The following is an 18,860-nucleotide window of genomic DNA, read 5'->3' on the forward strand; positions in this document are numbered from 1 at the left end:
AAAAGCAGGCTAGTAGCCTGCTTTTTTTATGTTATTTTATTTTAAATGTTGACTAAAGAATCCAATCATAGCTTTATAAAACTCAATGCTATTATCTTCTTTATGGAAACCATGACCTTCATCATATTTCACCATATAAGGTACATCAACACCTTTAGCTCGTAACGCTTTAACCACTTGGTCCGACTCTGCTATTTTTACGCGCGGATCATTAGCCCCTTGCACTACAAATAATGGCGCTTTGATTTTATCTAATTGATATACTGGAGAAACTTCCCTTGCAATAATTGCCTCCTCAGGATTATCCAAATCATACCATATTTCCTTCACCATTTCTTTGTAAGGTTTCCAATATTCGGGGAAAGATTCAAAAAATGTAAAAATACTAGACACACCGACATAGTCTACTCCGGCTTTGTACAATTCAGGCGTTTTTATCATGCCCATCAAGGTAGCATATCCCCCATGGCTACCGCCATATATACCTATATTATCCGGATCTACCCATCCCTGTTGGATAGCATATCGAACAGCATCTTCGACGTCATCCATCGCTTTACGTCCTATTTGCTTAAATCCAGCGCGTAAAAATTCTTTCCCATATCCGCCAGATATTCTAAAATTTACCTGCAAGGTAGCGTATCCTTGGCTAGCAAATAATTGCGCTTCAGGATTGAATCCCCAGCTATCGCGAACGCCTTGTGGACCACCATGTGGATTTACAATCAAAGGTACTTTCTTACCATCTAATGCTGCTTTAGGCAAAGTAATATAGCCATGAATCGTCAATCCATCTCTAGATTTAAAAGATATAGGCTTCATTACTGCCATATCATTTTCTTCCAATTGAGGCATTAGATCATATAACAATTCTGCTTTACCAGTAGAAGTAGAATAACTATAGTACTTACCGTATAACCTATCACTTTCTACCAATAGTAGGTAGCGGTCTTCATTATCCGTCTTAGCAACTATTGAGAATTGATAATTAGGAAATTGCTTAGTAAGATTATCATAAATACCTTTAAAGGTTCTACTTACGGGTTCTATCACTACTTTTTCACCTTCAAAGCCCAAATAATCAATTTCATAATTGCGCTTGCGGGACAATCCTAAAATAGAAGCATCATAATCTGCATTGGCATAAATCTCCTTAACGATCTTTCTATTTTTGAAGTCATATAATACAATACGAGTCTTGTCCGAATCCAGATTTGTTAAGACATACGCTTCATCGGGATTCTTAGAAGCATAATTGAAAGATAAGATAGCGAAAGTATCATCCCATTTATTGGTATGTAGTAAATCAAATTTATCAGTACCTATTGCTTTATAAAAGTATTGTTGGTTGATGCCATTAAGCATCTTAGCATAGCCTCTTAAATTACCGTCCTTATCAAAATCATATCCTGCAATAGGATTGGCAGGATCTTCATTGGTAAATAATTTTACAGACTCCCCTGTATTAACATTTATCTTATAAGGCTCAAATATTTGCTTATTGTCCTTATTCATAGAAACAATAATATAATCTTTTTGTTCCTTCAAAGAATTCAAAATACTAGCCTTCACCCCATCATAAGGTGTTAGATCTACGCTATTAGTTCCATCTAAGTTTACGGCAAATAAGTGATAGTTTTCGTCTCCACCTTTATCCATTACATAGATCAGTCTGTTGTCATTGATCCAGCCATAACCTCTAATAAGTTCATCTTTTTCTTCAATTGCTTTTACTACATTACCTGTAGCAATATCCTTGATCATTACATGACGCTTATTGTTATCATCTTTTTCCATGTATGACAAGTACTTTCCATTTGGCGACAATTGAAAACTTGACGATTTAGGTCTAGCAAAATAATCTTGGACCTTGTACTTTTGATCACCTTTGGCAGCATCTATTAGTTTTTGAAGATCAGCTTTTGAAGATACTAAAGTCGTATCTCCAGGTTTAGTAATCACTGTTTTCTCCAGTATCAAAGGTAACTCTAAACCACCTTGATAGAAAGTACCTTCTATCTTTGTAGCATTTAAAGTACCTATATATTTCAAATTCGCTTGTGCTTGCGCTACCTTCAATATATTATTATCAAAAGTAACATCAGATAATGGCAATCCCATAGCACCTTGGTCAGGAACATCTAATGTTCCTACAAGCTGGCCATCTTTTTCAGAAATATGAAAAATTAAAGCTAAAGAAGTACCCTGAACCTCTAATTTTCCTTTCCAGTCTCCAATTATTTGAGCAAATGTATATGTCATACCCAAAAATAAAGAAACAGTAAGAATTAAAAATCTTTTCATCGTTATTTTTTTTAGTTAAGTAATTAGTATATAAACCGAGTGATATGTTACATTAATTTTAAGAGAAATATTTAAAGCATAGCAGTATTTATGCTATTCCTTTATATTAAATAATCAATAAACAAGTCATCAGTGCATGAAAAACAGTTATTTATTATTCTAAATGATGAGTATATACCGATATCCTGATCTTAAATAAATCCTTGTATATTGCTATCAAAAAATAATCACATTTAACGTTCGCAAAATAGTACAACTATCCATAAAAAACAACTTTAAAGAAATAAAATTACACTTTTAGATAAAAAGTTTCTTATTTTTGACAAAAAAATTATAACAATGAATACATACGAATTAATAGCAATTGGACTTTACCTCTTATTAATGGTACTAATAGGCGTTTACTCATACCGCAAATCAAGCGACAATTCGGAAGATTTTCTTATTGGCGGACGCAAGATGGGGCCTGTGGTGACAGCATTATCAGCTGGAGCATCGGATATGAGTGGTTGGTTATTGATGGGTGTACCCGGAGCAGTCTATTTGTCAGGTATATCAGCTAGTTGGATTGCAATAGGCTTAACAATAGGTGCATATGTAAATTATTTGCTGGTAGCACCTAGGTTACGTATCTATACAGAAGTGGCAAAAAATGCCATTACACTACCCATATTCTTTGAAAATAGATTTCGCGACAAAACACAATTATTAAAAATTGTATCCAGTATTTTAATTTTAGTATTCTTTACGTTATATACCTCCGCAGGCATGGTTTCTGGGGGACGACTATTTGAATCTGCTTTTGGTATGGATTACTATACAGGACTGATTGCTACTAGTTTTGTAGTTGTACTATACACTTTCCTGGGTGGATTTTTAGCCGTTAGCTTGACTGATTTTATCCAAGGGACTATTATGGTGATCGCGTTAATCTTGGTCCCTACGGTTATTGTACTTCAATTGGATGGGCTCACGAATACGTTTGCTATAATAGAAGGTAAGAGTCCTAATTATTTGGATATATTCAAAGGAACAAGTACAATTGGTATCATATCCCTTCTAGCATGGGGATTAGGCTATTTTGGTCAACCGCATATATTGGTTCGTTTTATGGCTATTGAGAATCCCAAAGATTTGAAAAAGGCAAGACGTGTTGGTATCAGTTGGATGATATTAACAGTGGGTGGCGCATTATTAGTAGGCTTATTTGGTATTGCATTCATTAAAGATTTCTATCCAGATCAGATGTTGTCATTTGACAATTCTAAACCACAGGCAGAAACCATATTTATATTTGTATCACGGATATTATTTCATCCATTGATAGGAGGATTTTTACTTTCAGCGATATTAGCAGCAGTGATGTCTACTATTTCATCACAACTATTAGTGACATCTAGCTCCATGACAGAGGATATCTACAAAGCATTTATTAATAAAAAAGCTAGCCCAAAGAATCTACTATTCACAAGTAGAGCATCTGTACTAATTGTCGCAATAGTGGCACTATTGCTTTCACTAAATCCTCAAGACACCATATTGAACCTTGTCGGTAATGCTTGGGCAGGTTTTGCTGCAGCATTTGGTCCTGTCGTTATTTTGGCCTTGTTATGGAAAAGAACAACAAATCTAGGTGCACTAATGGGAATGATTGTCGGAGGTATTACTGTATTACTATGGGTATACATACCACATGATTATAAAGAACTATATGAGATTATACCAGGATTCTTTTTAGGCTTTATTACTATACTAATTGTATCACTATTAACACCTAAGCCATCAGCAGAAATAGAAGAAGAATTTGAATCTGTAGCGCAAAAAGTAAAAGCATTAGACTAAAAAAATAGCCTATAAAAAAACCTAGGACGCTAAAAAGAGTCCTAGGTTAAAAAAATCACCTCTTAACACCTCTAACACAGAAGCCTAAGTGCTGAATAAAGCATAGCACCTATTGCATATTCAAATGCATCTTCATCAATTTGAAAATTTGGTGTATGCAATTCGGCACTTATGCCCTTCTGCGTATTCGCTATTCCTACCAAAAAAAATAAGGAAGGAAAATGCTGAGTATAATATGAAAAATCTTCGGCAGCCATCCATACTGGTGCTTCTTCAACCGCCTCTTCCCCCAAAAATTCATTTAAATAACAACGTACTTTAACGGCTAAATCTGCATCATTATGCAAAACAGGATACCCTCTTCTGATTTCTACATCTGCTGATGCGCCATATATTTGGGGTAATTCATTAAGCTGTTTCTCTATTAATACTATTGCTTGCTCTCGCCACTGTTCATCCATTGTTCTAAAGGTACCTTCCAAGTACACCTCATCCGGTATTACATTCGTAGCACCATTAGCGATAAATTTTCCTACAGACAATACGGTAGGTATGGCAGGATTAGCACAGCGCGACACTAATTGCTGTAGCGAAATAACCAATTGAGAAGCTATAACTACAGGGTCTATATTAAGGTGAGGTTGAGCGCCATGACCACCTTTTCCTTTTATATGAACGAAAAACTCATCTGCTGACGCCATAAATTTACCCAATCTAAGCGCAACTTTACCAACTTCAAATTTAGGACTAACATGTAGACCCAATACTGCAGATATAGAACTATTCAACACGCCAGATTCAATTATCGCTTTGGCCCCACCGGGTATTTTTTCCTCTGCGGGTTGAAATACAGCAATTATAGTCCCTGTAAAGTCCTGATTATGCTCATTCAATATTTTGACAACAGCCAGCAAATTTGCAGTATGAAAATCATGGCCACAGGCATGCATCACATGTGGGTAGATAGAATCAAAATCACTATTGTTTATTTCTTGTATGGGCAAAGCATCAATATCTGCACGAAGTACAATAGTCTTAGCAGCATCAGTTTGTTTACCAGATATACGCGCAATAACACCTGTATCGGCAACAGAATCAAAAGAGATATTTAATGCTGTCAGATACTCTTTGATATATTTTGATGTCAAATACTCCTGAAAGGAAAGTTCCGGATGTTTATGAAAATGTCTTCTTAGACGAATTGCTTCCTCTTTCACTTCTTTTACGAGTACTTTAATCGCATTAACATCCATCATCTTTCTTTATTAATTATTTACAGTATAATTATTCAAAAACTCCTTTACGAAAGCATCATCATTAAGAGCAGGATAATCAGCATGTACACGTGTCAATTCATCCGCTTGTCCTTCAGATAATACTTCATCAGGGTTAAGACACCATATCCCTTTCATGAGCCCTTGTCTCACCAATATCTCATGAATCCCTGGTATACATCCATGAAAATCATTTGCTACATCAAACAAAGCAGCATTTACGTCTGTAGTTTGATTATTCAATACTTGCAGATGCTTCCAACCTTCTATTGTCGGATTCAATTTAAAATCCTTTATGCAATCTAATAGTTCTACTGCTTTACTCGTCCATACTGCCCAATGCCCCAACAGCCCACCTCTGAATTGCACCTCTTCTTCTTTGCCATTTACATTAAATCTATAAATAGAAATCAAATCAGCAACGATATTATCGTCATTACCAGTATATAAAGCAATATTATCTTTTCGTGGAGAATGAGCAATAGCACGTACTACATCCAAAGTTTGATAGCGATTGAACGAAGCACATTTTATAGCTTCTACATTATCAATATTAACAAACTTAGACCAAAAATCATAAGAAAAAATACGTCCACCTACGGAGGGCTGCAAATAGAATCCAAATACAGGGATGATATTAGCCACGGCTTGCGTACGTTCTAAGATTTGCTGTTCTGTTAAACTATGTAAGCCCCCCATACTTAGTAAGCCCATATCATATCCCAATGCCACAGCTAATTCGGCCTCTTTAATAGCTTGCTCTACCGGACCGCAGATACCGGCTATTTTTATAAATGGTCGTTCTAAATTTGCTTTATCCACCTCTTCTGCAGATATACGCAATACTTTCTCGTATAGATTATATTCGGGCAATCGTATTTCAAACTGCGTGGAGTGCACACCAACAGCTACTCCACCAGCACCACTTTGGATATAGTAATTTGTTAATAATCGTTGGTTATCTTCATCAAAATTACGATTCTGATCTAAGCACAACGGATGTGCAGGAAATACCGTACCATTAAATAACAGTTCTCTTTTTTCTATAGCTAGTCTTTTCATTTAAAACTTACCTTTCCTTTCTTGAAAATGCGTATCCTTACCAAATTCATCCCCACCATGGAGCATCCATTTAGCAGTAATATCTATAATTTCTAAAATGCTAACAGATGGATAGCCAAAAATTTTATGACACTCTGAGGCATTATTTAATAATGCTGATGTTTCGGGTACGCCAACAAATTCTACTTCTTTACCAAATGCTAGTGCTAACTTCTGCGCTATCCATTTTATAGATAGAATCTCAGGACCTGTTACGTTAAGTACTTTTGCCGGTGCTTCAGTATGTAGCAAACTACGTATAGCGATTTCATTGGCATCACTTTGCCAAATCACATTTACATTATTGGTCGTTATATCTATAGGTTGATTATTAAATACCTGCTTTGCTATCTCCCTAACGACACCATATCTAAAATCTACCGCATAATTCAAGCGATAAATAAGTATAGGAGTATTATTTTTCTTACTGAAATACGTAAATATACGCTCTCTACCTAGTGTACTTTGCGCATATTCACCAATAGGCTCGGGGCATACTGTTTCATCTACACCACCATCGGTAACATTAACGAAAGGTAATACATTGCCCGATGACAAGGCTACTATTCTAGAATTTTTGAATTTATCAGCTACTCTTCCTGGCAAGTATGAATTCATAGCCCATGTAAAATCTTCCTTACCTACAGCACCAAATTTGAACCCTGCCAAGTATATCACATTCTTTACTTCTGGAAGCTTTTGCAAAGCTTCATCATCTAATAAATCGCATGAAATAGTCTCTACGCCTAAGTCTTCCAAATATTGTCTACCTTCAGCATCAGAGAAACGAGATACACCATATACTTTTCTAGTGACACCAATTTTTTTCAAACCATCAATCAATAGTTTGGCCATACTAGGTCCCATCTTACCACCTATTCCTAAGAAAATAAAATCGCCATCAATTTTTGATAAATCTTCTAAAAATACACGTGATGGCAACGTGTATTTTTCTTCATAATCTCTTAAAATTTGGTTTTCCATATCTATTTCAAAAACATATCGTATATATTACTAAACATTAAAACGAAAATGACCACTAAGCCTAATGCGCCTACGACTTTATAGAACATATTATTAGCATTAGTCCCCATCACTTTCTTACTATTGGCAATCAGCAAAATAGATATACCTATAAATGGCACTAAAAATATAGTAACGCTTTGTGCCAATACAATTAATTCTAAAGGAAGCTTACCAAAAGATACCGCAACAATACAGCCCAATATCATGACTACAGAAATCAAAGCCTTAACCTTCTTAGACTCTAAACTACTACCAAAACCCAATGCGTCACCCAAAAGTGCACCACCAACAGTAGCGTTACCCACTAATGAGGAAAATGAAGCACCAAATAAGCCGATAAAAAATAATGAGCTAGCATAGGTCCCAAATAAAGGCTCTAAAGCTTTACCCATTTCTGCTGCACTACTCACATGTATACCTTTGGGAAATAATACCGCGGCAGCACATATCAATACGGAGGAGCTCATAAACCCTAATATAGCTACTCCTGTATAGGCACCTCTTGCAGATTGCTGGATACTAACCCCATTTGGGTTTACTTTTTTGCGTTCTTGTATCAAGTAGGTTTGATAAAATGCACCTACTAAAGAAAAGCAGGATGCTGTAAATGCAATCACTAATCCTAAAGATCCCTTTGGCAACTGCGGTACGAAACCAGCGGCAAGCTTAGTTACATTAATTTCGGTCAAAAACAAGGTCGCTATAAAACAGAATAACATTATTAATACCAAACCGATCATAAGTTTTTCCATCACTTTGTAAAATGAAGGAAAGAATAACAATGCTATCCCCAGAATAGTAAAGGTGATAATCCATAGATCCTTAGAAGTACCTGTAGATTCACCTATCGCAATACCTACACCAATACTATTTCCGGCTTGAAAAGAAGTAGCTACCAAAAAGATACCTATTCCGATAGCGATACCTATATTTTTATTAAAATTTTCCTTTATTAAGGTCAACAACGATTTATCCTGCACCACACCTATACGTGAACACATCGCTGTAAATGTTCCCATAAAAAATAAAGCAATGATAACGATCCACATCAATCCAAACTCGTAATCTGCTCCCATTTTTGACGTAATCGTCATTTTACTAGGCCCAAATACCAATGCAGCGGTAATGATTCCTGGACCTAGGATATTTAAAATCTTCTTCATATTTAGGCTTGTATACTATTATTTATTTCTATAATTGGCTATTTTGGTACTGTCTATTGCAGGATAATTATTGGTAAAATTAGATCTAATATAAGTCAATATCTTTGCTACTTGTCCATCAGACAAAAATTGAAAAGAAGGCATAGGTTGATTATAATTTACATTATTAACGGTTATTTCCTCATTGAGGCCATTTAATACCGTCTTGATCAGTTTATCATCCTGCTGAACTGTCGCTGTATTTATTAAAGGAGGAAAATTGCCCTCGATCCCTTTACCATCGGTCTTATGACAGGATGCACAATACGATTCGTACAATTGCTTTCCAGTTAATGACTGCGTATTATCATATTTGTATGCTGATAAGTAATGATCGGGAACAAAATCAATCTTAGATAATTTAAGAATGCGATCATCGCCTTTCAAAGGGAACCCTTTTTGAGGATTCCAATCTCTATTGCTGGTAGCGATATAAACATTACCTTTATTATCCGTGGTAACTGCTCTTATTCTTCCGTAATAATCCTTGAGATAAATATCTTCCTTTACTATCGAGGTTTGTCCAACATTCATTTTCAATACACGCAAGGATTGACTCTTTAGCGTGGTTAGCAAAAGGCTATTATTCCATTCAGGAATGGTTGTATTGGCATAATACTTCAATCCAGCAGGAGCGATAACGGGAGTCCATGCTTTAATAGGCTCCGTCCTTGGGCTTTTTGAGGCAATTTCAATTTCTTTGGGTGTATCATGATATCCTTCAATATCAATCCAACCATAATTATGAATTGGTCGTACCCAATTAATTTCGTCCTCTATAGCATCACCATGCTCTGAAGTCATTAAATTACCATTGGGAGTAAAAGTCATTCCCTGAATATTCCTAAAGCCCCAAGCATAGACATAAGAATTATGGATAGGATTGTCTTTAGGAATCGCACCATCAGCAGTTAGACGAAGCACCTTACCATTCAATGTTGTTGAATCTTGTGCATGTGTTTTAGAATGCGCATCGCCAGTAGCCCAATACAAAATTTTATTGTTGTCAAATACCAAGCGGGAACCATTATGTCCTGAAGCACCTTCTATTTTCAATAATAACTGGCTATTAACAACTGTATCATTTTCATAAGTTAGCTTAGCCAACTCACTATATATAGCATCACCTTCTTTGGTAGTATACGCGACATAAATAAAAGGATTCGTGCTAAAATCGGGATGAAGAACCATGCCAAGAAGACCCAAAGTACGTTTGTGAAAAACATTAGGTATTGTAAATATCTGCTTCTTTATACCGGTTTCTATATCTATCCTACTTATCGCACCTTTAATTTCGGTAACAAATAAAGAATTCAACTCATCATTAAATTGAATATCCCAAGGCACATCTAACGCATTGGCCAGCTCAGAAACACCTAAATATGTCGCATCAGATATTTTTATATAATCAATAAAATGATCTTTTTGTTTTTGGCAACAAACAAAAAGAAATACTATTGCTGATAAGCATACAGCGGTATACTTATAATCTCTAGTTATATAAAATAATTTAATCACGTTAATAATATGCTATAATTTAGGTCTGCACTCCGCGTGCCGTTTACGTTACCGAAAATAAGATAAATAAATCAAAAAATAAAATAATTAACCTATAAAATTACTTTATTTTTTTCAAAATATATTCCTTTACCCGTTCCATTTGAATAGGATGATTTGCATGTTGCACATCGGCCATCAAATAATATTTCTTATCCGATGGTATAGCATTGTAAGCTGCGAAAATAGTGGTAGCAGGGGTTACATTATCAATCAAGCCAAAAGTCATAAATACAGGTACATTGATATCTTTAGCGAAGTTAACTACGTCATAATAAGGAATTACATTTTTCCAATTTTGGGTGCACTCCTCTTCCATCTTTACCCTTTTCATGGGTTGAGGCCATCCAGTAGCTTTACCAAAAAGAGTACCATTCGTTTGACACAAAGCAGGGCAAAAAACGGCCGTAGCTTTTACTCTTTTATCCAATGCTGTCACTATTAAACTAAGCGCTCCCCCTTGAGATGAACCTGTAGTCAGGATATTTTCACCATCAAATTGTTCTACTGTCTGTAAAAAGTCCAAAGCACGCAAGCTACCTTTTATAACTCTATTAAAATAATATAGCTCTTTTGATTGCAAATTAAAATATGGATATCCTTTTAATGCACCATTAGTTAATGAATTATATAGTTGTGCGGGTAAATCTATAGGAATACCATGTACCCCGACTTGCAAAGTAATAACACTATCAGCGACAAATCTAGTATCCGCGACATAACCTCTTACACCTGCACCTGGATAAATAACTAAAGCGGGATATTTCTTAGATGTGGCACCTTTGGGAATAGTCAATACCCCATAAAATCGAGAGCCATCTTTATCAACTTGATAATCTATATTATAAACATCATAATCTGCAGTGGACAAATTTGGCACTTGAACAACATTAGGATTTAGTCCAATATCATCTAAATTCATAATTTGCTCCTGCCAAAAAGTATTAAAGTCATGTGGCTTAATAACTGTGGTAGCAATCCTTTCTGGATCAATTGCTATTCCGATTTCCTTTGTTAGCAAGCTTTTATCATACATTAATGAAGTTTTAATACGTAATATTTGCGCAGCGGAAATTTTATTAATTTTGATAACTTCTACATTATTCTTCATTAGAAAATTAAAGGAAATAGGCTCCTTATCAGTGTCACCTTCAACAGCATATGAAATTGTAAGTTCTTTATTTTTTAATTTAGAAAACGTAACATCATTGACTTCAACTTTGAAATAAATATCTTCATTTACACTAAATGCAACTTTATCATTAATGACATTAACTTGCAATATATCTTGAGCTATAGCATTGCTATAGCTCAAAAATACGATAATCGAAAAAATAAGATAGCGCATATACTATAATTCAGGTGTATAACTCCATAAATCTACTCCCTCTCTAAAATAAACTTTTCCATCCCCCTGCGTGATCAAACTGGCATTGTCCTTCAAATGTTTCAATTCTTTATTTTTAGGGTTGAAGCTATATAATTTATCCGTCAATGTAAAATAAATAAGCCCGTTCTTATGCGATACAGCCAATCCATTTCTCCAAATATGACTTGGATACGTATCGTATTTATACACCTCTTTTTTGTAAACAACTTTCTTGGAAGACAAATCATACTTAAACAAAGTACCGTCTGCAAAGCCCCATAAGCCATTATCAGGGCCTTTAAACAAGCCTGTGATAGACCAATGATTGTCAATAGAATCTGTCCATAAGACCTTTTTATTTTCACTATCCCATTCAAATATTTTCCCTCTTGATGCTGTTGGAATTGCACCTAAACCACCCGAAATCGTAGAACCACCAATCACTTTACCATCAATTTCGATCAAAGACACGATGGATTGATTAGGAATAATATTAGTGTAGGTAACAAATGTATCTGTAGCTACGTCCAAATGAGTAATAGCTCCCCCCAACTGCCCATATGCTGGCACCGTACCAAAGAGTACCTCTTTTTCATTAGCCAATGGCAACACTGCAAAAGGACGATCTTGACCTTTGATAGCACCCAAGAATTTAGGATTTCCTTTTGACGTACTCCACGATTGCGTGACATCATAAGAAAAAAGCTCCGCATGGGTATAATTACCAAAATATATTTTATCACCTAGGCTATTCATCCCTTCAGTCTGATGAAGTCCTAAATAATCCTTATGTTCATCAGTAGCGGGATCATATGTACCATGGTTTCCTGCTAAATAACCAGAAACCCACACCTTATCATCAGGCCCCCAAAATATGGTTTGAATACTAATAGGAGCTTTGGGAATATCCAAAAGTATCTCATTACGTATTTTACCTGATTTTGTATCTATCGTAAATACTTTATGACTATTGGTCAAGACTTTATAATTTCCATCCTTATCCATATAACCAGCGCGTCCACGACCTTCGATTGAAGCCAAAATCTTTGGCTCTAAATCCTTATCAGCAAAATCTAACGTATAAATCTTGCCACCTGAAGTATAGTAGATAACATCAGATCCATCTTTCTTAGCGATTGATTTGACCTCAACAGAAGAAAATCGCTTTTCGTATTTTTTGGTTTTTAAATTATAAATAATTGTTTCTACACCTTTAGCACTATTTAACCAAGCAATTATTCGATCACCACCTTTCACATCAGCAATTAGTTCCATATCATATACAAACTCATGATCCTTGTCTTGATCTGCAAGAATATTGATCTTAGCCTTAGTCTTCAAATCCAACTCTACAAATGCAGCATGTGAACCAATACCTGAATATATTTTATCCTTCTTGGCATCGTAAGCGACACTCCTTACATAATTCTCCCCCGCCTGGATAGCGCCACCTCCAATATCTTTGAATCCAGTCTTTGGATCATATTCATAAACTTGACAATCGGGATAGGTACCTCCATATATTTTCCCATTCTTACCAGCTACAAGATCCCAAACAACCTTTTGATTGGGTAAAGTAAGCCCTAAATCTTTGACTTCCGTATCACCTAATGTGTAAGCATACATCTTACCATTACCCGTCATATAAACAATATTGTCGCTCGATACTTCCATATCCCAAGAACCATCAGTACCATTAAGCGGCGAGTTAACTATATTTTTACCTGTCTCCACCTCATAGCCTACCAAACGCGCAGGAACTCCCCTTACTACAGTAAAAACATAGTCTTTACCATCAGTACCTTTCAAAAAATGACTTCCTTGAATAGCAGCAGCAAAAACTTGAGGTCCATGATTTTTGAACTGTGCCTTTACAATAACACTAAAGCCCAATGCTAGAGCTAAAAATAAAATTCTTTTTATCATACAAATTTCTATTATTTCAAATCTTAATATTCTATATTTTTCAATTTGCTAAATACTTAAACAACCGCATTCCAAGCCAATACTATGCTATTAGATAGTCTTAGATTCATAATTATTAGAAGGATAAAAATCTCTATCATCAATCATATATACAAATATGACATGAACAAGAATTCATAATTTGCCAAAGAATCTAATTACAACTATTTTCAAAAACTACTCACTGCACATTTCGTGAACGTTACCGAAAAAGTTTAGAATAAAAAGCTCACCTATCTGTATACTCATTAAATATGTAAAAACTAATGCTATATTATAATTCATATAGTATATTTTCAGGAAATTGGCTTTCGAATACTGAATCATTCAGTACTAATCATCATTCGATTGCTAACCTATAAAAATATTTTAATAGAATCAAGTTTATTAATTAATTTTCATAAAATAGATAATTTTCAATAGTCAGAATATCTATAGGCATAGATTTATGATCTATAGCTACCTCTTTCAGCAAGAAATATTTATATAAATAATGTAAAGCTAAATAACCTTGTTTGTCTGGTCGCTGACAGATTAAGAAATCTACTATTCCATTAGCCAAATAATCAACATTCACTTGTAAAAAATCAAAACCTATAATATGTGGTTTTTTTAGCGATGAATGATTAAAAAAGAATTCCCCAATAATACCTACACGAGAATTCGTCACGAAGATTAAATCAGGTTTTTCTTGTTCATACACCCTATACAATTCTGGAGCAACTTCATCATAGTCATTAAAAGGAATATCTTTGACTACTATTTCATAACCTCTGTCCAAATTGTCTAAATAGGATTTATAACCATCAATTTTAGTTTCTAAATACTTATAATTATTCAATCCTTTGGCCACATTCAATATAAGCAACTTAGAATTATTAGGTACTAAATAAGAAGTAAGATTGGCAGCTAACCGTCCAGTACTATATAAATCAGGACCAATATACCCTAATGAAGAAAGTCCTTTGACATCAGAATTAATAAATATAGTCTGAATATTACGCGATTTACATTCTGCTATAAATTCTTCGGTCTTCTCTGTAAAAATTGGGGCAATAACGACAGCGTTAAATTTTGACATGAAGATATCTTCCGTAGATTTTATAAAGGTATTTACATCTTCTTGATCGTAGAGAAATACTTGAATATTTATCCCAAAAGAGGAAAATTCTTGAATACCTTTGTTAATGCCCTCTAAACACAATTGCCAATAGCCTGTCTGAGAGGATGTACGTGGAATAATAACAGCAAAACTCAAATTATTTTTCACTGACAAAGCTCTAGCATAGAGGTTGGGCTGATAATTATTAGCTGCAATAATTTCTTTTATCTTAGCTCTGGTTTTATCGGAAACATCTTTACGATTATTCAACACCCTATCCACAGTAGCTATAGATACATTTGCTAAACGTGCTATATCTTTGATACCGAATTTTTTCTTTTCGTATTGCTCACTCATTTTTTATAATTAGATTAATCAAATATAATTTGTAAAATCAAATTCCCTCCAATTTTCACCAAATCAATTACTATTAGAAAGTATCTTGTTAAAAACAGAAATAAAGCACAAATATATGCCAATAATCATAAATATATGAATACAACTGATCCATATAGGTGATCAGCTATGATATATTGATGACTCGTATACGTAATTAATAATTAAAATGAAGTATGTAAAAGTATAAGAATATTATTTAAAATAATACTTTATAATATAAATAAGAATTAAAAGGAGATATCTTATGCATTCAATTTCAATAAATTCATACCCTCCTCTTTAGACAATGTTAATAGTGTTAAAGCTGAATTGTCTTGTACTATCTTGCGATAATTGCGTAGAGGCATACCTAACTGCGAAGTCATAAAAAACCTATTAATGCCATTGTGGCCTACAATAAGTATATTTTTATTATCATATTTTTCCAACAATTCCGAATAGAAAGAATTTAATCTATCAACTACTTGCGCAGCAGATTCACCACTTCTACCCGCTTTGTACAGCGCTGGATCTACCAACCAATTGTGCCATGACTCCGGATCCTCAGCTTGAAATTCGGCAGGACGCTTACCTTCCCAGCTTCCAAAATCTACTTCTATTAATCTGTCATCAATTTGTACAGATTCAGGCTTACCAGAAGCTATTTCGGCAGTAAGTTTGGCACGTTGCAAGGGAGAGCAAAATATAGCATCAAAGGTATAATCCTTTAACAATTCATTCATTCTCTTTGCCTGTTGTATTCCTTTTTCGGTAAGACCAATATCAGTTCTGCCGCAATATTTATTTCCATCTGCATTATAGGCAGTTTCGCCATGTCTCAATAAGCAAATTGTTAGCATCTATATATAATTTAATTGTTTAAGTTTTTCCTTAAAAAGAGAATATTGTAGCTCGTAGCTAGCTACGAAATCAGAATTTGGAAGGATTGTTTTTTCAATATGTGTCATCTGCTTTGCGGCCTCCGTCAATGAAGAGTAATACGTATTGGACGCCGCCATTATTGCAGCTCCTAAAGCACCACTTGCATCTTTACATTTATAAATCGGAACATTCAATACTGAAGCACGAATTTTCAACCAAAGGTCACTTTTACTAGCACCACCTGCAGTATATACAGCATCTACTTTTTCAGTTGACAATTGTTCAATTATTTCATATGCTAGCCTTTCGATAAAAGCTACGCCTTCCATATTTGCAGCAAACAGCTCAACATTTGATTCTACATCGGGGACTATTTCTCTTGCCTCAATGGACATAATGGGATATCGCTCTCCTTTTTGCTTCAAAGGCCAAGCAATTTTTCCGGTAGGAATTAATTTCTCAGCACTACTATTAAGAGCTTCTAAATCCGTTTTAAAATCCAATGACACCCAATCAGCGCCAGTATTACTCGCACCACCAGGCATCCAATATCCTTCGGGATGCCGATGACTGTATAGTCGCCCCAATTTGTCTACTACTTGATTCTTTGTTACGCCTTTTATTACTAAAGTGGTACCGATCGTTGTATTCCAATCACCAGGATTAACGGCGCCGGAAGCCATTTGACTAGCACAGCCATCTGTTATTCCTACTACGACATCAATTTGCCCTAGCCCCCATTTTTGGGCTAAATGAAGATCTAATTTTCCAATAACAGAGCCTGAAGGAACTACATCTTGCAGCCATTTATGTTTAATTCCTAATTCCCTTTCTATATAATCTGGCCACAATAATGATTCTAAATTATAGCCAGATTTTAAGACATTTGTATAATCCGTAGTTTTATAGTTGCCAGATAGTTTACCTACAATAAAATCCGAAGCATGAATAAATAGTGCTATTTCTTCTATCTTGCTAGGGAAATTTTCAATATACCAAAGCATTTTAGTGATACCACTAGAAGCATTAAATCCAGTATATCCATCAGGATTATATTGGCAAGCCAATTCTTTAATTCGTTTACCTTGATCAGCAGAACGAGGATCGCTATACATAATCGCCTTATGCAAAGGATTATTATTTTTATCTATGGGAATAATGGTTCCTGAGGTAGATGTTACAGACAATGCTTTGATCGCTGATTTATCAACCTGATCACTTAAATTGGAAATGATTTCATTAATTATGTCAAGACAATCACGCCACCATATTTCGGGCGACTGCTCCTCTCTAAATCCTTCATCCAAAGAAAATGTGCGCGTGCCACTTCCTATTAGCCTACCAGCTTGATCAACTAGAATAACACGTGCCCCCTGCGTACCTACATCAACACCAAAAAAATATGAATTTTCCATCTACGAAACTTGCTTAAAAGTCTTACGTGCTTTTTGCCATTCTAAGTACAACTGATGAAACTGCTCTTGATCCTGTGGAATAGTTTCTTCCAAAAGGTCAGGCGTAGTAGTAGTAACTCCTAAAGCATCATTACAAATAAAAACACCTCCCAAAACTGAGGCCTGTCTAAAAGTAGTCCGTATACGAATATTTTTCCCTAGTAGATTGGCCAAAAATTGGCGTAATTTTCGGCTTTCTACACCACCACCACAAGCCCAAATATAGCTTTCTTGGTGTTCAGAAACATCACATAAGAATTTATAATTTTCATATATTGAACAAGCTATATCCCACAATATTGAAAAAACAAAGCTACCACGTGTTAACTGATGTGAAACAGGAGCATTAAATATAAAGCCACCTTTGATCAGGGGTTCATCTTCATCAGCTATCAAAGACCCTAAAGATGCTATACACTGAATATAAGTTGTTTCTTCAAGTTCTTTTTCAATGACTTCGTACCCTTCATTGGGATAAAAAATCTCCTTTAAGCGTTGATAATTTAACCCCGTTACACCAGCATTAGCTTCAAGAATAAAATTACTTTGATCTATATGGCGGCTTGTCCATGTACGTTGATTAGCATCTTTTTCATACTGATCTACAATCTTAATAATTGGAGTAGTGGTACCAGAGACGATGACTACATCATTGGGAGAAGGCTCCATACTTCTAATCGCTAACTGCGTATCGCCACCACCAACAACGACTATGGCATCTGTATTTATTTGCAAATGCTGAGCCACAGAAGATAATATTGGTCCTAATATAGTTCCCGAATCCTTTAGTGGAGGTAAAATACTGCTAGAAAGATGAAATAAATCAGATAGCTCAGTGGACCATTTCTTCTTTTCCACATCATACAATAATGTTTCAGAAGCCTGCGAATGTTCATAGCCCTGGACAGCAGAAAATTTATATTGAATCCAATCTGAAATACTCATTACAGCAGCAATTCTTTCGAATATCAAAGGATATACTTCACGTATACCAATCAATTTGAATGCTGAGAATAAAGAAGTAGGATATCTACCGGACAATTCATACACTTTGTCTTTGTCTACTAAATTGCTTTCCCACTTGCGTCCACGGTGATCGATATTAGGCATACCCAATAGTGATCTTCCATCTTCATCTATTACGACAATTCCCTCACGCTGACTCGTCGCAGTAATAGCCAATATATCAACATCACCAGCTTCTGCTAATGCTACTTTTGAAAGCGAAAGTATTTGATTCCAAAGTACTTCGGGCTCAAAATAAATCGACTCTTCATATTTAGTATCAGTGATATAATGTACATTTTCACGTGTAATGCCTAATATATCACCATCAGGAGTAACAACAGCAACACGAGCATTCCCTGTGCCAATATCAATAATTAGATACGCTTTTCTAGACAT

The 18,860-nt window shown here is 35.1% G+C and carries 13 protein-coding genes; 1 reads left to right on the plus strand and 12 read right to left on the minus strand.

Annotation, left to right across the window (positions count from 1 at the left end):
• Positions 1-36 precede the first annotated feature (36 nt).
• Positions 37-2,304 carry a S9 family peptidase gene (locus IP023_RS02025; protein WP_241788579.1) on the minus strand — a complete coding sequence of 756 codons (2,268 nt, stop codon included), beginning with the start codon at positions 2,302-2,304 and terminating at the stop codon, positions 37-39.
• A 339-nt stretch (positions 2,305-2,643) separates the two neighbouring features.
• On the opposite strand from IP023_RS02025, the gene putP reads away from it, so the two are divergent.
• Positions 2,644-4,146, plus strand: a complete 1,503-nt coding sequence (putP, locus tag IP023_RS02030) for a sodium/proline symporter PutP (RefSeq protein ID WP_241788580.1) — start codon at positions 2,644-2,646, stop codon at positions 4,144-4,146.
• Positions 4,147-4,217: 71 nt separating this feature from the next.
• Here putP and IP023_RS02035 read toward each other — a convergent pair whose 3' ends face one another.
• The 11 genes from IP023_RS02035 to IP023_RS02085 all read right to left on the minus strand — a co-directional run bounded on the left by IP023_RS02035 (position 4,218) and on the right by IP023_RS02085 (position 18,860).
• A complete protein-coding gene (locus IP023_RS02035; protein ID WP_241788581.1) occupies positions 4,218-5,402 on the minus strand; it encodes a M20 metallopeptidase family protein in 1,185 nt (394 codons plus the stop codon).
• A gap of 9 nt (positions 5,403-5,411) precedes the next feature.
• Positions 5,412-6,482, minus strand: coding sequence for a dihydrodipicolinate synthase family protein (locus tag IP023_RS02040; RefSeq protein ID WP_241788582.1), 1,071 nt, complete (start codon positions 6,480-6,482; stop codon positions 5,412-5,414).
• On the minus strand, positions 6,483-7,505 hold the full coding sequence (locus IP023_RS02045) for an NAD-dependent epimerase/dehydratase family protein (RefSeq protein ID WP_241788583.1): 1,023 nt from the start codon (positions 7,503-7,505) through the stop codon (positions 6,483-6,485).
• Between the two features lie 2 nt (positions 7,506-7,507).
• A complete protein-coding gene (locus IP023_RS02050; protein WP_241788584.1) occupies positions 7,508-8,710 on the minus strand; it encodes an NRAMP family divalent metal transporter in 1,203 nt (400 codons plus the stop codon).
• Between the two features lie 18 nt (positions 8,711-8,728).
• Positions 8,729-10,267, minus strand: coding sequence for a PQQ-dependent sugar dehydrogenase (locus IP023_RS02055; RefSeq protein ID WP_241788585.1), 1,539 nt, complete (start codon positions 10,265-10,267; stop codon positions 8,729-8,731).
• 100 nt (positions 10,268-10,367) lie between these two features.
• Entirely contained in the window at positions 10,368-11,654 is a 1,287-nt protein-coding gene (locus IP023_RS02060; protein WP_241788586.1) for an acetylxylan esterase, read from the minus strand.
• Between the two features lie 3 nt (positions 11,655-11,657).
• Positions 11,658-13,601, minus strand: coding sequence for a ligand-binding sensor domain-containing protein (locus tag IP023_RS02065; protein WP_241788587.1), 1,944 nt, complete (start codon positions 13,599-13,601; stop codon positions 11,658-11,660).
• A gap of 430 nt (positions 13,602-14,031) precedes the next feature.
• Entirely contained in the window at positions 14,032-15,099 is a 1,068-nt protein-coding gene (locus IP023_RS02070) for a substrate-binding domain-containing protein (protein WP_241788588.1), read from the minus strand.
• Between the two features lie 284 nt (positions 15,100-15,383).
• Positions 15,384-15,980: a histidine phosphatase family protein gene (locus IP023_RS02075; RefSeq protein ID WP_241788589.1), complete on the minus strand. Its 597-nt coding sequence runs from the start codon at positions 15,978-15,980 to the stop codon at positions 15,384-15,386.
• Entirely contained in the window at positions 15,981-17,417 is a 1,437-nt protein-coding gene (locus tag IP023_RS02080; protein WP_241788590.1) for an FGGY-family carbohydrate kinase, read from the minus strand.
• Positions 17,418-18,860 carry an FGGY-family carbohydrate kinase gene (locus IP023_RS02085; RefSeq protein WP_241788591.1) on the minus strand — a complete coding sequence of 481 codons (1,443 nt, stop codon included), beginning with the start codon at positions 18,858-18,860 and terminating at the stop codon, positions 17,418-17,420.

Origin of the sequence: Sphingobacterium rhinopitheci (assembly GCF_022627575.1) — a bacterium.
Classification (GTDB): domain Bacteria; phylum Bacteroidota; class Bacteroidia; order Sphingobacteriales; family Sphingobacteriaceae; genus Sphingobacterium; species Sphingobacterium rhinopitheci.

Bases quoted from the DNA above. Each gene is read 5' to 3' on its own strand.
- IP023_RS02080 (WP_241788590.1), bottom strand. From the start codon at position 17,417: ATGGAAAATTCATATTTTTTTGGTGTTGATGTAGGTACGCAGGGGGCA.
- putP (WP_241788580.1), top strand. From the start codon at position 2,644: ATGAATACATACGAATTAATAGCAATTGGACTTTACCTCTTATTAATG.
- IP023_RS02035 (WP_241788581.1), bottom strand. From the start codon at position 5,402: ATGATGGATGTTAATGCGATTAAAGTACTCGTAAAAGAAGTGAAAGAG.
- IP023_RS02085 (WP_241788591.1), bottom strand. From the start codon at position 18,860: ATGTCTAGAAAAGCGTATCTAATTATTGATATTGGCACAGGGAATGCT.
- IP023_RS02050 (WP_241788584.1), bottom strand. From the start codon at position 8,710: ATGAAGAAGATTTTAAATATCCTAGGTCCAGGAATCATTACCGCTGCA.
- IP023_RS02065 (WP_241788587.1), bottom strand. From the start codon at position 13,601: ATGATAAAAAGAATTTTATTTTTAGCTCTAGCATTGGGCTTTAGTGTT.
- IP023_RS02070 (WP_241788588.1), bottom strand. From the start codon at position 15,099: ATGAGTGAGCAATACGAAAAGAAAAAATTCGGTATCAAAGATATAGCA.
- IP023_RS02025 (WP_241788579.1), bottom strand. From the start codon at position 2,304: ATGAAAAGATTTTTAATTCTTACTGTTTCTTTATTTTTGGGTATGACA.
- IP023_RS02060 (WP_241788586.1), bottom strand. From the start codon at position 11,654: ATGCGCTATCTTATTTTTTCGATTATCGTATTTTTGAGCTATAGCAAT.
- IP023_RS02075 (WP_241788589.1), bottom strand. From the start codon at position 15,980: ATGCTAACAATTTGCTTATTGAGACATGGCGAAACTGCCTATAATGCA.
- IP023_RS02045 (WP_241788583.1), bottom strand. From the start codon at position 7,505: ATGGAAAACCAAATTTTAAGAGATTATGAAGAAAAATACACGTTGCCA.
- IP023_RS02040 (WP_241788582.1), bottom strand. From the start codon at position 6,482: ATGAAAAGACTAGCTATAGAAAAAAGAGAACTGTTATTTAATGGTACG.